Origin of the sequence: Micromonospora sp. NPDC020750, from assembly GCF_044334565.1 — a bacterium.
Lineage (GTDB): Bacteria > Actinomycetota > Actinomycetes > Mycobacteriales > Micromonosporaceae > Micromonospora.
Genome location: NZ_JBIRTH010000011.1, coordinates 20,405 through 36,161, shown reverse-complemented (window position 1 = coordinate 36,161; position 15,757 = coordinate 20,405). Strand labels below are relative to the sequence as shown.

General features: G+C 71.5%; 11 protein-coding genes and 1 pseudogene. 4 read left to right on the top strand and 8 right to left on the bottom strand.

The genetic code is table 11. From position 1 onward, the window contains the following. Positions 1 to 32: 32 nt before the first annotated feature. Complete coding sequence (locus ACH4T9_RS27970) at positions 33 to 5,567, bottom strand: type I polyketide synthase (RefSeq protein ID WP_396674152.1); 5,535 nt, start codon at positions 5,565 to 5,567, stop codon at positions 33 to 35. Positions 5,568 to 5,852: 285 nt separating this feature from the next. On the opposite strand from ACH4T9_RS27970, the gene ACH4T9_RS27965 reads away from it, so the two are divergent. Then, a complete protein-coding gene (locus tag ACH4T9_RS27965) occupies positions 5,853 to 6,614 on the top strand; it encodes a thioesterase II family protein (RefSeq protein WP_396674153.1) in 762 nt (253 codons plus the stop codon). A 333-nt stretch (positions 6,615 to 6,947) separates the two neighbouring features. On the opposite strand, the gene ACH4T9_RS27960 is transcribed toward ACH4T9_RS27965, so the two are convergent. Together ACH4T9_RS27960 and ACH4T9_RS27955 are read right to left on the bottom strand one after the other, a co-directional pair. Then, positions 6,948 to 7,457, bottom strand: coding sequence for an O-acetyl-ADP-ribose deacetylase (locus tag ACH4T9_RS27960; protein WP_387026061.1), 510 nt, complete (start codon positions 7,455 to 7,457; stop codon positions 6,948 to 6,950). Positions 7,458 to 7,656: 199 nt separating this feature from the next. Next, complete coding sequence (locus tag ACH4T9_RS27955) at positions 7,657 to 8,151, bottom strand: GyrI-like domain-containing protein (RefSeq protein WP_396674154.1); 495 nt, start codon at positions 8,149 to 8,151, stop codon at positions 7,657 to 7,659. Between the two features lie 151 nt (positions 8,152 to 8,302). On the opposite strand from ACH4T9_RS27955, the gene ACH4T9_RS27950 reads away from it, so the two are divergent. Continuing rightward, a complete protein-coding gene (locus ACH4T9_RS27950) occupies positions 8,303 to 9,136 on the top strand; it encodes a phytanoyl-CoA dioxygenase family protein (RefSeq protein ID WP_396674155.1) in 834 nt (277 codons plus the stop codon). 201 nt (positions 9,137 to 9,337) lie between these two features. Next, a complete protein-coding gene (locus tag ACH4T9_RS27945) occupies positions 9,338 to 10,168 on the top strand; it encodes a TrmH family RNA methyltransferase (RefSeq protein WP_396674169.1) in 831 nt (276 codons plus the stop codon). 330 nt (positions 10,169 to 10,498) lie between these two features. Here ACH4T9_RS27945 and ACH4T9_RS27940 read toward each other — a convergent pair. From ACH4T9_RS27940 to ACH4T9_RS27930, 3 genes and pseudogenes are all read right to left on the bottom strand, one after another. Beyond that, a pseudogene (locus ACH4T9_RS27940) lies at positions 10,499 to 10,927 on the bottom strand (class I SAM-dependent methyltransferase); the annotation flags it as partial. A 189-nt stretch (positions 10,928 to 11,116) separates the two neighbouring features. Next, positions 11,117 to 11,809: a hypothetical protein gene (locus ACH4T9_RS27935; RefSeq protein ID WP_396686869.1), complete on the bottom strand. Its 693-nt coding sequence runs from the start codon at positions 11,807 to 11,809 to the stop codon at positions 11,117 to 11,119. Between the two features lie 144 nt (positions 11,810 to 11,953). After that, on the bottom strand, positions 11,954 to 12,451 hold the full coding sequence (locus ACH4T9_RS27930) for a DinB family protein (RefSeq protein WP_396674157.1): 498 nt from the start codon (positions 12,449 to 12,451) through the stop codon (positions 11,954 to 11,956). A 176-nt stretch (positions 12,452 to 12,627) separates the two neighbouring features. Here ACH4T9_RS27930 and ACH4T9_RS27925 point away from each other — a divergent pair, with 176 nt between their 5' ends. Beyond that, entirely contained in the window at positions 12,628 to 13,053 is a 426-nt protein-coding gene (locus ACH4T9_RS27925; RefSeq protein WP_396674158.1) for an NUDIX domain-containing protein, read from the top strand. Between the two features lie 166 nt (positions 13,054 to 13,219). On the opposite strand, the gene ACH4T9_RS27920 is transcribed toward ACH4T9_RS27925, so the two are convergent. Together ACH4T9_RS27920 and ACH4T9_RS27915 are read right to left on the bottom strand one after the other, a co-directional pair. Continuing rightward, a complete protein-coding gene (locus tag ACH4T9_RS27920; protein ID WP_396674159.1) occupies positions 13,220 to 14,107 on the bottom strand; it encodes an SAM-dependent methyltransferase in 888 nt (295 codons plus the stop codon). A gap of 31 nt (positions 14,108 to 14,138) precedes the next feature. Further along, positions 14,139 to 15,713 (bottom strand): bifunctional 3-(3-hydroxy-phenyl)propionate/3-hydroxycinnamic acid hydroxylase, encoded by a 1,575-nt coding sequence (locus ACH4T9_RS27915; protein ID WP_396674160.1) that lies wholly within the window; start codon positions 15,711 to 15,713, stop codon positions 14,139 to 14,141. Between the last annotated feature and the right edge of the window lie 44 nt (positions 15,714 to 15,757).

Genomic DNA, 15,757 nt, shown 5'->3' with positions numbered 1-15,757 from the left:
CTGTCGCTAATGGGCAAGCGGCGGATTCGTGGTCAGGAGCGCCCGAACTTCTGGTCGATGAGGTCGAACAGTTCGTCGTCCGAGGCGTCGTCGATGGCCTGGGTGACGTCGCCGGGTCCCCCGGTGGCGTCGCTCCAGCGGGTGGCCAGGACCTTGAGCCGGTTCGCGACGGCGGTGCGGGTCTCCTCGTCGGTGGCGAGCCGTTCCAGGTCGGCGGGTCCGGCGGCGGCGAACGCGGCCTCCAGCCGGTCCAGTTCGGCCAGCAGCGTCGACGCCGGGCCGGCCGGCGCGACGTCGGCGAGCAGGAAGTCCGCCAGGGCCGCCGGGGTGGGGCAGTCGAAGATCAGGCTGGCGGGCAGCCGGACGCCGGTGGCGGCGGTGAGCCGGTTGCGCAGCTCGACGGCGGTGAGCGAGTCGAAGCCGAGGCCGGTGAACGTCTGCCCGGACGGGATGACGGTCGACGACGGGTAACCGAGCACCTCGATGACCTGCCCCTTGACCAGATCCTCGACGAGCCGCCCGCGGTCGGCGTCGGGCGTGCCGGCGAGCCGCTCGGCGAAGGACGGCCCGGTGCCGCCGGAGCCGGTGGCGCCGGTCGCCCGGCGGGGAGCGCGGACCAGCCCCCGCAGCGGCGCGGGCAGGTTGCCGGTGTCGGACTGGCGGCGCAGCGCGGCGACGTCGAGCAGCGCGGGCACCAGGTGGGGTCGGCCGCCGCGCAGGCCGGCGTCGAACAGGGCGAGCGCCTGGCCGGTGCCGAGGGGGTTGAGGCCGTTGCGGCTGAGCCGCTGGCGCTGGGCGGCGTCGAGGTTCCCGGTCATCCCGCTGGCCTCGGCCCAGAGCCCCCAGGCCAGGGAGGTCGCGGCGAGACCGGCGGCCCGACGGTGGTGGGCGAGGCCGTCGAGGAACGCGTTCGCGGCGGCGTAGTTGCCCTGCCCCGGGCCGCCGAGGGTGCCGGCGACCGAGGAGAACAGCACGAACACCGGCAGGTCCAGGTGCCGGGTCAGCTCGTGCAGGTGCCAGGCGGCGTCGGCCTTCGCGGACAGCACGGTCGCGATCCGGTCGGCGGTCAACGCGGACACCACCGCGTCGTCGAGCACCCCGGCGGCGTGCACCACCCCGGTGAGCGGGTGCTCGGCGGGCACGGCGGCGAGCAGCGCGGCGAGGGTGTCCCGGTCGGCCACGTCGCCGGCCACCAGCCGGGCCTGAGCGCCCATCCCGGCCAGGTCGGCGAGCAGCTCCGCCGCGCCGGGCGCGGCGGGACCCCGCCGGCCGACCAGCAGCAGGTGGCGCGCCTTGTGGGTGGCGACGAGGTGGCGGGCCAGCAGGCCGCCCAGGGCACCGGTCGCGCCGGTGACCAGGACCGTCCCGTCGGGGTGGAGTTCGGCGCCCAGCGCCGGGTCGAGCTCGGCGGGCGCGAGCCGGGGCACCAGCACCCGGTCGCCGCGCGCGGCGAGCTGGGGTTCGCCGGTGGCCACGGCGCGGGCCAGCACCTCGACCGGGACGTCGACGTCGACGTCGACGAGGACGAAGCGGTCGGGGTGTTCGGCCTGCGCCGAGCGGAGCAGGCCCCACACCGCCGAGCCGGCGAGGTCGGTCACCCGGCCGGGTTCGCCGGCGGGGACGGCGCCGCGGGTCAGCACGACCAGCCGCCGGTCGGCGAGGCGGTCGTCGGCGAGCCAGCCCTGCACGGCGGCCAGCACGTCGGCCAGCAGGGCCCGGGTGGCGGCCGGGACCGGGGCGGGCGCGTCGTCCCGGTACGCGGGCAGCAGCACCAGGTCCGGGTCGAGCCGGCCGTCGGCCACCGCCGCGGCCAGTTCGCCGAGGCCGTACCGGGGCAGGCCGGCGGGGCCGGTCGTGCCGACGCCGAGCAACACCGCCCGGCGCGGCGCGGCGTCGGCCGGCGGGACGTCCCGCCAGGCGAGGTCGAACAGCGCGTCGGTGGTCGGGCCGGCGGCGCGGACCTGGTCGGCGGTGACCGGGCGGGACACCAGCGAGGCGATGCGGGCGACCCGGGCGCCGGACGGGTCGGTGAGGGTCAGGGTCACCCCGCCGCCGCTGCGGCGGGCGCGGACCCGCAGGGCCGTCGCGCCGACCGCCGAGAGGGTGACGCCGGTCCAGGCGAACGGCAGCCGGACCCCGGTCGCGTCGAGGTCGTCGTCGAGCAGGCCGACGACGTGCAGCGCGGCGTCCAGCAGCGCCGGGTGTACGCCGAATCCGGTGACCTCCGTGCCGTCGGGCAGCGCCACCTCGGCGTACACCTCGTCGGCGGCGCGCCGGATCGACCGGAGGCCCCGGAACAGCGGGCCGTACTCGACGCCGAGCCGGGACAACTCGGCGTACACGGAGTCGACGGGGACGCCCGTGGCGTCGGCCGGCGGCCAGGGCGACGGGTCGTCGGCCCGGTCCGGCGGCGCGGGGACGACGAAGCCGGTGGCGTGCCGGGTCCACTGCGCGTCGGGGTCCTCGGCGGCCCGGGAGTGGACGGTGACCGGCCGGCGACCCTCGTCGTCGGCGGGTCCGAGGTGCACCTGCACGGCCCGGGCGCCCTGCTCGGGCAGGACCAGCGGCGCTTCGAGGGTCAGCTCGTCCAGCGCGTCGCAGCCGGCCCGGGCGCCGGCGTGCATCGCCAGCTCGACCAGGGCGGCGCCGGGGACCACCACGGAGTCCCAGACGACGTGTTCGGTGAGCCACGGGTGGGTCTGGGCGGACAGTTCCGTGCCGAAGATCCGGGCGTCGTCGGCGGCCACCGTGACGGCGGCGCCGAGCAGCGGGTGGTCCACGGCGCGTACGCCGAGGCCGGGTGCTCCGACGTCGGCGGGGTCGGTGGTGTTCAGCCAGTACCGCTGGTGGTCGAAGGCGTACGTGGGCAACTCGGTCCGCCGGGGACGGCCCCCCGTCCCGGTCAGGTATGCGGCCCAGTCGACGGGCGCGCCCGCGACGTGCAGGTCGGCCAGCGCGGCGAGCATCGTGTCGACCTCGGGCCGCCCGGCCCGCATCGTGGGGACGAACCGGACGTCGTCCGTCGCCTCGACGCAGTCCCGCGCCATCGTGGTGAGCACGGAGTCGGGGCCGACCTCCAGGAACAGCGTGACGTCCTGTTCCCGCAGGCAGCGGACCGCGTCGGCGAACCGCACCGGCTGCCGGACGTGACGCACCCAGTAGCCGGGGTCGGCGATCTCCGCCGGGTCCGCCACGACGCCGGTCAGGTTCGACACGATCGGCACGGCCGGTGGCCGCCAGGTCAGCCCGGCCAGCACGGACGCGAACCCGTCGAGCATCGGCTCCATCAGCCGGGAGTGGAACGCGTGCGACACGGCGAGGGGCTTGGTGCGCCACTCCCGGTCCCGGCAGGCCGCAGCCACCGTCTCGACCTCGTCGAGCGCGCCGGACACCACCACCGCCGCCGGGCCGTTCACCGCCGCCACGTCGACGGCCGCGCCCAGCTCGTCGATCAGCCCGCGCACCCGTTCCTCGGGCGCGCCCACCGCGAGCATGCCCCCGCCGGCCGGCAGCGCCTGCATCAGCCGGCCCCGCGCCGCCACCAGGACACACGCGTCCTCCAGCGACAACATCCCCGCCGCGTACGCCGCCGTCACCTCACCGACCGAATGCCCCGCAAAGAAATCAGCCCGCACCCCCCACGACCGCAGCAGGTCCCACAACGCCACCTCCACCGCGAACAACCCCGCCTGCGCGAACACCGTCCGGTCGAGCGTGGCCGACTGCCCGCCGGACCACACCACGTCCCGCAACGAGCCCGGCAGCTCGGCGTCGATCAGCCCGCACACCCGGTCGAAGGACACCGCGAACACCGGGAACCGGTCATACAGCTCCCGACCCATCCCCACCCGCTGCGAACCCTGACCCGTGAACAACACCGCCCGACGACCCGACGACACCACACCCGACGCCGATCCACCGGCCGCCACCGCGTCCAGCCCCGCCACCAGCTCGTCCACACCGGCGCCCCACACCACCGCACGGTGCTCCAACGCCGCCCGCGACGACACCAACGACCACGCCACATCCACCGCCACCAGATCAGAGCGGTTCCGCGCGAACGACGCCAACCGCGCCGCCTGACCCACCAACGCCAGCTCGGAACGACCCGACACCACCCACGGCACCGGCAGCCCGGGAACCGGCCGCGCCGGCGGGACCGACTCCTCCACGGGCTCGGGCTCGTCCTCGGGCTGTTCGAGGATCACGTGCGCGTTGGTGCCGGAGATGCCGAACGACGACACCCCCGCCCGGCGCGGCCGGTCCACCCCCGGCCACGGCCTCGCCCGGGTCGCCAGCTCCACCGCGCCCGACGACCAGTCCACGTGCGACGACGGCTCGTCGACATGCAGCGACGCCGGCACCACGCCGTGCCGCATCGCCATGATCATCTTGATGATGCCCGCAACACCCGCCGCCGCCTGCGTGTGCCCGATGTTCGACTTCACCGACCCCAACAACAACGGAACGTCCCGGCCCTGCCCGTACGTCGCCAGCAGGGCCTGCGCCTCGATCGGGTCACCCAGCGTGGTGCCCGTGCCGTGCGCCTCCACCACATCCACGTCCCCCGGGGACAGCCCTGCGCTGTCGAGGGCCTGCCGGATCACCCGCTGCTGCGACGGACCATTCGGCGCGGTGAGCCCGTTCGACGCGCCGTCCTGGTTCACGGCCGTGGCCCGCACCACCGCGAGGATCCGCCGGCCCTCCCGCCGCGCGTCCGACAACCGCTGCACGAGCAGTACGCCGACGCCCTCGGCGAGCGCCGTGCCGTCGGCGGCCTCGGCGAAGGCCCGGCACCGGGCCACCGGGGAGAGGTTGCCCTGCCGGGAGAAGTCGACGAACACCGCCGGGGTCGGCATGACCGTCACGCCGCCGGCGAGCGCCAGGTCGCACTCCCCGGAACGCAGCGCCCGCACCGCGAGGTGCAGCGCGACGAGGGAGGACGAGCAGGCGGTGTCGAGCGTCACCGCCGGTCCCTCGAAGCCGAACGTGTACGCCACCCGGCCGGAGGCGATGCTGCCCACGTTCCCGAGGCCGAGGTAGTCCACCACTCCGGCGGGCGGCGCGTCGGGCGGCTGGGCGTACCCGCTGTGGGTCATGCCGGCGAAGACGCCGACCCGGCCGCCCTTGAGGCTGGTGGGATCGATACCCGCCGACTCGACGGCCTCCCAGGACGTCTCCAGCAGCAGGCGCTGCTGCGGGTCCATCGCGAGGGCCTCGCGGGGCGACACCCCGAACAGCCGGGCGTCGAACTCGGCGGCGTCGGGGAGGAAGCCTCCCTCCCGGACGGAGGAGGTGCCCTGCCGGGAGCGCTCGGGGTCGTACAGCGTCCCGAGGTCCCAGCCCCGGTCGGCGGGAAACGAGGTGATCGCGTCGCCGCCTGCGGCGACGAGGTCCCAGAGCTGTTCGGCCGAGCGCACCCCGCCGGGGAACCGGCACCCGATGCCGACGATGGCGATCGGCTGCTGCGCCTCGGCCTCGACATCGCGTAGGCGTTGCCGGGTTCGCCGCAGATCGGCGGTGACTCTCTTCAGGTACTCCCGGAGCTTGTCTTCGGTGTCCATCAACCCAGCCCATCGCGATGCACGGCGGAGCCTCGACGTAGGCGACGGTACGAATGCGCAGTCGTTCTCAGGCGACACCTGTATCTGTCGTTCGGCTCGCTCGGCCGAGAGCCACGAGGATCCCCATCTGCGGGGAGAAGTTATTGGGTGCGCGTAAGGTGGGACAACCCCTAACCGTGCGTAGCGGCAGCTAGGGGTGGCCGGCCCCGGTCCGTCGCATTAGCGTCGCCTCGACCGGGTCCGTGCCGATCGGGTCAGCGATCTCACCGCCGGAAGGACCACAGAAGGATGACCACTCCAGACACCGACAACGGCCTGTGGGTGCGACGCTTCCACCCGGCGCCGAGCGGCACCAGGCGGCTGGTGTGCCTGCCCCACGCCGGCGGCTCGGCCAGTTTCTACTTCCCCGTGTCCCGCAGCCTCTCCCCCACAGTGGAGGTGCTGTCGATCCAGTATCCGGGGCGGCAGGACCGGCGCCAGGAGAAGTGCATCGACGACATCCACGAGTTGGCCCGGGAGGTTCACTCCGTGCTGCGGCCGTGGCTCGACGAGCCGGTGGCGATCTTCGGTCACAGCATGGGTGCGAGCGTCGGCTTCGAGCTGGCCCGGCTGATCGAGCGGGACGGCGGTTCGGCCGCCCACCTGTTCGCCTCCGGCCGCCGCGCGCCGTCCTGCCCCCGGGACGAGACGGTGCACCTGCTCAACGACGAGGGCCTGCTGGCGGACGTGCGCAAGCTGAGCGGCACCAACGCCGCCATCCTCGGCGACCAGGAGCTGCTGCGCGCCGCGCTGCCGGCCATCCGCAGCGACTACCGGGCCGCCGAGACGTACGCCTACCGGCCCGGGCCACCGCTGAGCTGCCCGATCACCGCCTTCACCGGCGACAACGACCCGAAGACCACGGTCGACGAGGCCCGCGCCTGGTCGACCCACACCACCGGCCCGTTCGACCTGAAGGTCTACCCCGGCGGCCACTTCTTCCTGGCCGACCAGCAGGCCGCGGTGCTGCGGGCCATCTCGACGGCCCTGGCGGCCACTCCGGCCCACTGACCGAAGCCTCGGTATCCGTGGATGGCCCCGGCCAGCACACGACGTTCGGTCCAGCTGGCTACTGAGCTGCTCGACGGCGGGTACTTGCTGCGCCGCGAGCTGCCCAAGGCCGAACAGCTGAAGCGCTTCGGCCGGCTGCTCCTGGTGCAGACTGACCCGCCCGAGGCGATACAGCGTGTTAACCAGCAGCGGCAGCAGGCAGTCCACCGGGCCAGGACGAGGCTCTGGGTGAGGTGCCGGCGCGCCATGTCGTGATCGTCGAGATCGTGCGCCACCCAGCCGACGAGGTTGTGTAGCTCGGCGAGAGCGCGGGTCGCGGCAGATCCGGACGGCTCAGCCTGTGGCTGCCATCGCGGCCTGTAGGTGCTTTCGGGCTTCTTCGTCGAATGCGACGAGTCGTACCCGTTGAACGTTCGTCGGTGCGGACCTGATCGTCGCTACGGCGATCCGGGCGGCCTGGTCGGGAGGGAACCCATACACGCCGGTCGCGATCGCGGGGAAGGCCACGATCCGGGCGTCGAGTTCATCGGCGATCTGCAGGCTCCTGCGGTAGCAGGAGGCCAGAACCTCGGCTTCACCGTGGCCGCCGCCTTCCCAGACCGGCCCGACGGTGTGGATGACGTGCCGCACCGGTGGGTCGAGGTCGAACGCCGGGGTCGCCATCGCGTCACCCGGATCACAAGGGCCGACCGCACCCCCAGCCTGGGCCAGACGAGGTCCGGCAGCGCGGTGGACCGCGCCGTCGACACCACCGCCGCCCAGAAGGGACTCATTCGCGGCGGTGACGATGACGTCCACGTTCTCCCGCGTGATGTCACCCATGACCACCTCGATCACTGCCACAGCGGAATCCTGACACATCAGACGAAGGCATGTCGGCCCACCGTCTGCAACCGGCTAGGCAACCCCGTCCGACCTGATCAACGAATGCCAACGCCCAATCGGCGGCAGATCCGGATCTTCGCGCTCGTTTGCCGCGGCCGGGCCATCCTGTTGGCCGCCGGGCCGGACCCCTGATGCTGTCTGGATGCTCGCCAGATCGTCACGCCGGTTCGACGGGCAGCCAGAGTTCACAGGTCGCGGTGCTGAAGTCGTTCGTAGGCTCAAACACCGCGACGATTTCCGGACCTGGCCGCAAACGCCACGGGTTGGACGGGAACCACGCGGCTGCGGCCGTGGCCCAGGCCTTCTGCAGGGTCTGCGGATGCGGCCCCGTGGTCCGGATGACCACCCATCTGCCGGCCGGAACTTCGATGATGTCGAGGCCGCCGGGGACCGGCGTACCCGGGGACACGGCGACCCCGTGAAGGTAGGTCAGCTCGCTGCCCTCGGCGTAGTCGGGGTCAAGGTCGTCGCTGACCGCGAGCAGGCCGCTCGGCTCAGTGTTGCCGAGAGCCTTCAAGCGCAGGTGCTCCTCCCTCGGCAGTGCGGTGACGTGCCGCTGGATGTGCGGGTTGATGCCTTGACGGACCAGCCGAACGCGGGCCGCGTGCCCCACGAGCCGGAACTCGGGATGGTCGACGATGCGGGTGTCCACGTGTTCGCTCCCTTCGACGGTCAGACGAAGTGCCGAGATCGTCAAGCCCCGTCCGACGTCAACCTTGGTCGCAGCGCACCGGTGGGCACCCGACAAAAGCGGCGCGGAGAATGTCGGGTGATCGAGACCGGCGCCGCCGCACGATGGGGGCATGGATGACACGACCTTGGTATCCCGCTTTCTTCGCGACGGCTTCGTGAAGCTGGAGGGCGCCGTCGCGCCGCGCGTGGCAGCGGACTGCGCGGGGCTGCTGTGGCGGGAGACGGGCTGCGACCCGGACGATCCAGCGACGTGGACGCAGCCCGTGCGCTGGGTGCCCGGCATGGCGCAGGGGCCGTTCGCCGCCGCTCCCAACTCCCCGTTCCTCCATCACGCGTACGACCTGCTCGTCGGCGCGGGACGCTGGGAGCCGCGCTACTCGCTGGGCACGTTCCCGCTGCGCTTCCCGCACGAAGAGGAGCCGGACGACGCGGGCTGGCACATCGAGGGCAGCTATCTGCCGGAGGGCGAGAGCTGGTACTTCACCAATGTGCGCTCCCGGGGCCGGGCACTGCTGATGCTGTTCCTGTTCAGTGAGGTCGGTGAGAAGGACGCCCCGACCCGGATCCGGGTCGGCTCACACCTCGACGTGCCGAAGGTGCTGGAGAAGTACGGGGAGGACGGAGCGAGCGGACTGGCCCTTGCGCCCGACCTGGTGGCGGCGTCCGAGCACCGGCCGATCGCCCTCGCCACCGGATCTCCGGGCGACGTCTTCCTGTGCCATCCATTCCTGGTGCACGCGGCGCAACCGCACCACGGAGCGCGGCCTCGCTTCATGGCCCAACCGCCGCTGATGCCAGCCGCACCGTACGAACTGGAGCGGGCCGACGGCGCGTACTCGCCCGTAGAGATCGCGATCCGTCGGGGCCTCGGACAGGACGCCCTCGGTCCGGACGGGGACGGCACCGACCGCCGCGCCGGGGCGACTTGCTCCGTCCGTTCCTGAGCGCCTGGCCGAAGGTCTTGTCGGGAACCTCGGGGAGCCAGGGTCAGGTCCAAGGCGCGGCGCCGGTGAGGTTGCCGTCGTCAGTGCGGTGCCGGAAGAAGGCGTACGTGGCGGATCCCGGCCGGCATCCAGCACAGCGCCCCGAGACCGGTGAAGTGTGGCAGGCAGGGCATGGGCGGGCTACGTGCGACGGAGGCGGGGTTGGTAGTGGTTCTGCGAGTGAGTGGCCGCAATGCGCGGTTCCAGCAATGGAAAGCTCTCCTCGGCAATCGGACCAAGCGGCAGCGACGCGGCGAGTTCCTCGTGCAGGGCGTGCGTCCGATCACCATGGCCGTCGAACACGGCTGGCAGATCCGGGAGCTGCTCTACGACACCAGCGCTCAGCTGTCCGGCTGGGCATGCGAGGCCCTGGACACAGTCCGGGCCGAGAAGTTCGCCGTCTCGCGTGAACTGATGCACGAACTGGGAGGTAAGGCAGACACGGTTCCAGAGCTGCTGGCCGTGGTCGCGCTGCCGGAGGACAACCTGCGCCGTATCCCGGTCGGTCCGACCATGCTCACCGTCGTGTTCGATCGGCCCACCAGCCCCGGCAATATCGGGACCCTCGTTCGGTCGGCGGACGCCTTCGGTGCCGGCGGCGTCATCGTCACCGGCCACGCCGCCGACGTGTACGACCCGAAGGCGGTCCGGGCGAGCACCGGCTCGCTGTTCGCCTTGCCTGTGGTCCGGGTGCCCTCCCACCAGGCCGTTCTGTCCTGGGTCGCTGACGTCCGCGCCAACGGCATCGGCATCGGCATCATGGGAACCGATGAGCGCGGCATCCTGGACGCCGCCGAGTACGACTTCACACAACCCACCCTGACGTTGATCGGCAACGAGACCACCGGCCTCAGCTCCGGCTGGCGCGAGGCATGCGACCAGCTCGTCCGGATCCCCATGTTCGGGTCCGCCAGCTCCCTGAACGCGGCGACCGCCGCGACTGTCGTGCTGTACGAATCGGCACGCCAGCGGGCCGCCGCCGCCCGGCGGTAGCGCACTGAAAGCAGGCGACCGCCCGGCGGCTATCCGCCACCATCGCGCTACCTGACCCGCGGCGCCCGTCTGCGGACAGGCGCCGCAGCCGGACACCACACGGGCGCGGGCGGACGTCGTCCTCGCCGTGATCGTGCCCGGCGGATCCGGCGACCGCCCGAATGCCGGTCTTGGCGCCGGGCACGTAGATCCCCGATAGCAGCCGCTCAGCCAGGGCCTCCGGGCACAGCAACTGATCCGGCGGCGACGGGGGTTGTAGGAAACCCGGCGGCGCGGAGTCGGGCGGTGAGGCGCGGGTCGCCCGTCAGGAAGCCGGATGCTGGACAGGTCCAGGTCGGCCACGAGCCGGCCGGTGGGAGTTAGCCAGCCGGCCGCCCGGGTCAGGACGGCGAGCTTGTCGCCGAGATAGTGCAGTCCGTGCAGACAGGTGATCATGTCGAACGTCCGCGTTGGTGCCCAGTTGGCGACGGAGGCGCAGATCAGCTCCAGGTTCAGGGGCGGTGCCGGTACGGGATCGAAGGCGTCGACCAGGTCGACCCCGACGAGGACTGTCCGCTCGGTCAGCCCTGCCAGGCGCAGCTCCCCGGCGGCCTGGATCAGCGCCCGACCAGTGCCACAGCACAGATCCAACCAGCCGGCGGCTGCCGAAGGTTCGGCCCGGCCGGCGCCGACAAAACCGGCGGCGAGAACGTCGAGAGGGTTGAACCCCAGCTCCCGGGTGTAGCTGTTGACCCCGGACAGCTGCCGCTCGCGGTTCATGGTGCAGTTGGCCACCACCGCCGACTGCTCCAAGGCGTCGTTGCCCAGCAGTTCGACACTTGCTCGCTGGTCAGCCACGGCAACATCATTCCAGCGACAGCTCCTCAGACTGAACCCCCGACCAGCGGCGTGAGCGGACGGGGTTGCGGAAGTCCGCTGTCGAATCAAGCGCGTACTGTCGCCGGCTCATCAAATCTGGCCGTTCCGGCTCCAGATCATGACCCAGGTGGGGCGCGGTTGACTACCGGTCCATCCCTGGAACAGACGGATAGCGACTTCGTCGGAGCGCCACCATCGATCACACGGTCCCGATGTCTCTGGGACAGGCGGCAGTGCGGCGAGGAGCTCGCCAAGGTGTGCATTGGTCATATCGCTGGGGACCCACGCCTCCAGCGAACTGGGCGGCACAGGCTCCCAGTCGTACAGCTCGTCCATGAGCGCGTGTCCCTCGATCAGGTGATTGATCGAGGGACAGACCTCCAGGAAGGCACCGTCCGCGCTCACCCCGAATCGGCCGTCAGTGTGCGCGAGGTAGAGCACGGGTGACGACACGCGCTCGCCGTACCACGCAAATGACCATCCCCTGCGCTCCGCCCGAACCATGTCGAGCAGGTCGAATTGCCAGCGGCGGAGGGTGTCGAGGCGCTCGTCGCCAATGCGGACGCTGCGGCGCACGTCGTAGCGCAACCCGCCGAAACGAGCGGCGAAGCCTTCCCTCCTAACGGTCAACTCAAGAGGTGCCGCAATCAGCCGTCCCGACCGGTCCGGCACTTGCATAAGGTCGGTCAGCAGTCGAGGCTGATCCGGCTGCCGGGTCCCGGCGCGGCACAGGAACGCCTGAGCCCTTGGTGACAGACCGTCGGGGTCGTCGAGCACGTGCACATGAACTTCCCAGTTAACTGGTGCTCCGCTCCTTCGAGCCTATGACCAGCACGTCAATGACTGCCAGCGGACATCCGACGTACGCACATCGGCAAATCCGGTCGTCTCCGAGCGTTGCCAGCGGCATGAGCGGACGTCCGCGCACTACTCGTTGATGAGTTGCTCTCGAAGGATGTCTGCGTGCCCGCAGTGCTGGGCTAGCTCGCGCAGCACGTGGAGATACACCCACCGCAGCGGAAGCGGGCCCCGCCGGTGCCCCTGAAGGATGTCGTCCAGACCCAGGAATGACGTCGCATGGCGTGATGCTTCGCAGGCTTCGCGGTGTGCGTGCTGGACGGTGGCAATTGTGTCGTCGTCATCGAGGATGAACGACTCGTCCGACGTCGCAGGGATGCCGATCTCAGCACGCGACCGGCACGTGACGGCTTCGTTGAACCAGACCTTCTCGACGAAAGTCGCGTGCTTAACAAGACCCAGCAGCGTGGTGCGGGAGGCCACCAACGGTCGGCGCACCTGTTGCTCTGTCAGCCCGTCCAAGCAGCCATTGAGCGCGCCGCGGTGCTCGTCGAGGAACGCCTCGAACTGGACACGGGCTGGCTGTGCGACGACCTGGTCGGCGAAGGTAGGCGGGTAGGAAGGCATGGGCGAAGCATTCCAGACCGTCGCCCAGGAGCAACTAGCGGACATCGACACGAGCGGTCGGCTGACTTGTCGGTCTCGCAGGTGCGGCCCCTGACGCCCGCTCGGCGGCAGATCAGTATGTCGGCCGCCGTTCGGCACGGCACAATGTCGGCTTACGGGGGTGGCAGAATGCGCCCGTGTCGCTCTCCGCGGAAGACTCTCCCAAGGCTCGCATCGTCACGGCGTTGCTGCGGGACGGCAACCGAGTACTGCTTTGTCACCGATCTCCCCAGCGCCGTTGGTATCCCGACGTCTGGGACCTGCCCGGTGGGCACGTGGAGCCCGGGGAACGGCCCGGCGCGGCACTTGCTCGAGAGCTTCGAGAGGAGCTGGGCATCGACATTTCGGCACCGTCGGGTCCGCCCGTGCAAGAAGTTCGTGCCGACACGTTCGACATGCAGATCTGGCTGATCGAAGCGTGGACGGGGTCTCCGGTCAACGTCGCGCCGGACGAACACGATGCCATCGCGTGGTTCACCGAAGATGCGCTTGGAGAACTGTCCCTGGCTCATGACAGCTACCTTGCGATGTTCAGCAAGGTTCTTGGCGAGCGTCGAGCCTGACCACAACTGGACACGAGCTTCTCGGCATGACCGCGCGATCAGCGGCAGGTGAGTGCGCTGAAGCAACCCGCGCTGTCCGACATCAGGCGTCAGCCCTCATGCTGCTCAGTCAGGCGAGGGCCCGTCGACCGTCGACCGGTCGGCGGGCCCTCGGCCCGGTGCGCGCTCAGCGCTTGTGGGCGACCGCGATCACGTAGTCGAGGTTGGCCAGCTCGCGCTTCATCAGGTCCTGGTTCTTCCAGTGCGAGGCCATGCTCTTGCGCACGGCCGGCTTGACGGCGGCCTGGAAGTCCGGGTCGTTGGTCCGGTCGGCCATGTAGCGCCGCCAGCCCTCCCAGGTGTGGTCCTTGATGGACTGCACCTCGGGCCGGTCGAAGCCGGCGTCGGCGAGCTGCTGGGCGTACGTCTCGCGGTCGTGCCAGTTCTCCTTGGGGATGCTGAACTTGACGAAGCTCAGCGGGCCCGACTGGATGGCGGCCCGGACCACGTTCTCGCTGACCGGGATGATGTCGGCGGTGGCGAGGACGCCGCCCGGCTTGAGCACCCGCAGCGCCTCGGCGAAGAACGCGCTGCGCGGGTAGAAGTGGAAGGCCGACTCCAGGGCGACGACCCGGTCGAAGGTGGCGTCGGGGAACGGCAGCTCGGTGGCGCTGCCCAGCCGGAAGTCGGTCCGGTCGGCGAGCCCCTCCTCCTGCGCCCGGCGCTGGGCCGCCTCGATGTGGTGCGGGGTGATGTTGAGCCCGACGACCTTGCCGACGCGGCCCGAGCGCAGCCAGCTGAAGTCCTGGTCGGCGTAGCCGAACCCGACGTCGAGGATGGTGTCGTCCGGCTTCAGGCCGGCGGCGTCGGCGAGCTTGCCGGCCAGCGCCTCGGCGGCCTCGTCGATGTCTGTGACACCGTCCTCCCAGTAGCCGACGTTCATGTAGTGGGTGCGGCGGGCCGCGAACTCCACGTCGGGGGCCTGGATCTCGTAGAAGCGCCGGACCCGGGTGACGGGGTCGGCGGTGAAGACGGTTCGGATGGCCCTCGCCGCGATCTTCAGGTTGTCGAGCATGGTGCTCCTTCCGGAATGGGTCGGCTGTCGATCAGCCGCGTCGGACCTGCTGACGCAGGTCGTCGACGAGAGCGGGCACGGCGGCCGGGTCGGCCGCCGTGCCGAAGACGTAGAAGTCGGGCCGGACGAGCACCGCTGCCGCGTCGTGCCGCTTCAGGTGGGACAGGTAGACGTCATCGAGGTCCTCGACCGTCGTCCCGGCGCCGGCCGCGGGAGCGGGGGCGCCGGCGGGGACGACCCGCACCAGCCGGGCGCCGAGGGAGTCCAGGAACGCCCGGGCGTCAGCGTCGAGCAGTTCCGCGGGATCCTCGGCGCAGATCAGGGCGAAGCCGGTGCCGACGACGTCGTCGAAGAGCCCGGCGCGGCCGTCGACCTCGACGTGGCCCTGTGGCATCGGCTCGCCGGCGCCGGGGCCGACGGAGCCGTCCGGCCGGTGCAGCACGCCGCTGACCAGGGCCTCCAGCAGGGACCGGGTCCGGGCGCGGGTGGTACGGCGGCGCAGCTCGGCCAGCATGATCGAGTCCCGGCCGGCCGCGGCGGTGCGGTCCGTCTCGCAGATCACCGTTCCGGAGTCCATCGACATCTTGATGGCGTGCTGCACGTGCGCGCAGCGTTCCTGCTGGTACGTGTCGAGCAGCGCCTCGTCGGACAGCCCTCGGTGCACCAGGTCCAGCTTCCAGGCGAGGTTGAGCGCGTCGCGGAACCCGGAACTCATCCCCTGCCCCATGAACGGGGGCATGACGTGCGCCGCGTCGCCGGCGAGGAGGGTCCGGCCGGAGCGCCACCGGTCGGCGGAGCACGCCTGGGTGGTGTAGACGCCGTACCGCTCCAGCGTGGCGTTGTCCGGGGTGATGTCGAAGAGCCCGAGCAGCCGCCAGACGCTGTCGACGCTCTCGAACTCCTCCCGGCTCTCGCCGGGCACCCGCATGAACTCCCACCGCCGGTGCCCGGGGCCGGCGGACACGGCGGTGCGGGGCCGGGCCGGGTCGCAGACCTGGAGGTTGTTGGGCTTGAACTCGCGGGCCTCGTTCGGCACCACGTCGCAGACCAGCCAGTCGTGGGTGAAGCCGAGGTCGGTCACGGTGCTGCCGAGGTGTTCCCGGACGAAGCTGTTGGCGCCGTCGCAGCCCACCACCCAGCGGGCCGCCCGGACCTGTGGGCCCTCCGGCCCGTCGATGGTGACTTCGACCCGGTCGTCGTGCTCAGTCAGCGCCGTCACCACGTACGGGCGCAGCACGGTGACCCCGGGCAGCTCCGTGCCACGCTCGGCGAGCACCGCCTCCAGGCCGGGCTGGTAGAAGGAGACCGAGTCGGGCCAGCCCATCGGCCCGTCGCCGGCGACCTTGACGTGCAGCAGGGTCCGGCCGAAGCCGTTGCGGAACGTGTACTCCCCGGACGACTCGACGACCGGGCCGAGGCGGGCGGCGACCCCGGCGGCGGCCAGGATCCGGCTCGCCTCGCCGTCGTAGGAGACGGCGCGCGGGAAGTTGTACGGGGTCTCCCACCGTTCGACCGCCGTGACGGTGAGACCTCGCTGCGCCAGCAGGATCGTGAGCATCTCGCCCACCGGGCCGTAGCCCACGATCAGGACGTCGGTCATCAGCATCGGTATCGGTTCCTCGCGTGGGGGTCGGGTGTCGGGGCGGGACT

What these genes read in the sequence shown, in the direction of transcription:
- ACH4T9_RS27965 (WP_396674153.1), top strand. Translation starts at nt 5,853, where the DNA reads ATGACCACTCCAGACACCGACAACGGCCTGTGGGTGCGACGCTTCCAC.
- ACH4T9_RS27950 (WP_396674155.1), top strand. Translation starts at nt 8,303, where the DNA reads ATGGATGACACGACCTTGGTATCCCGCTTTCTTCGCGACGGCTTCGTG.
- ACH4T9_RS27930 (WP_396674157.1), bottom strand. Translation starts at nt 12,451, where the DNA reads ATGCCTTCCTACCCGCCTACCTTCGCCGACCAGGTCGTCGCACAGCCA.
- ACH4T9_RS27920 (WP_396674159.1), bottom strand. Translation starts at nt 14,107, where the DNA reads ATGCTCGACAACCTGAAGATCGCGGCGAGGGCCATCCGAACCGTCTTC.
- ACH4T9_RS27915 (WP_396674160.1), bottom strand. Translation starts at nt 15,713, where the DNA reads ATGCTGATGACCGACGTCCTGATCGTGGGCTACGGCCCGGTGGGCGAG.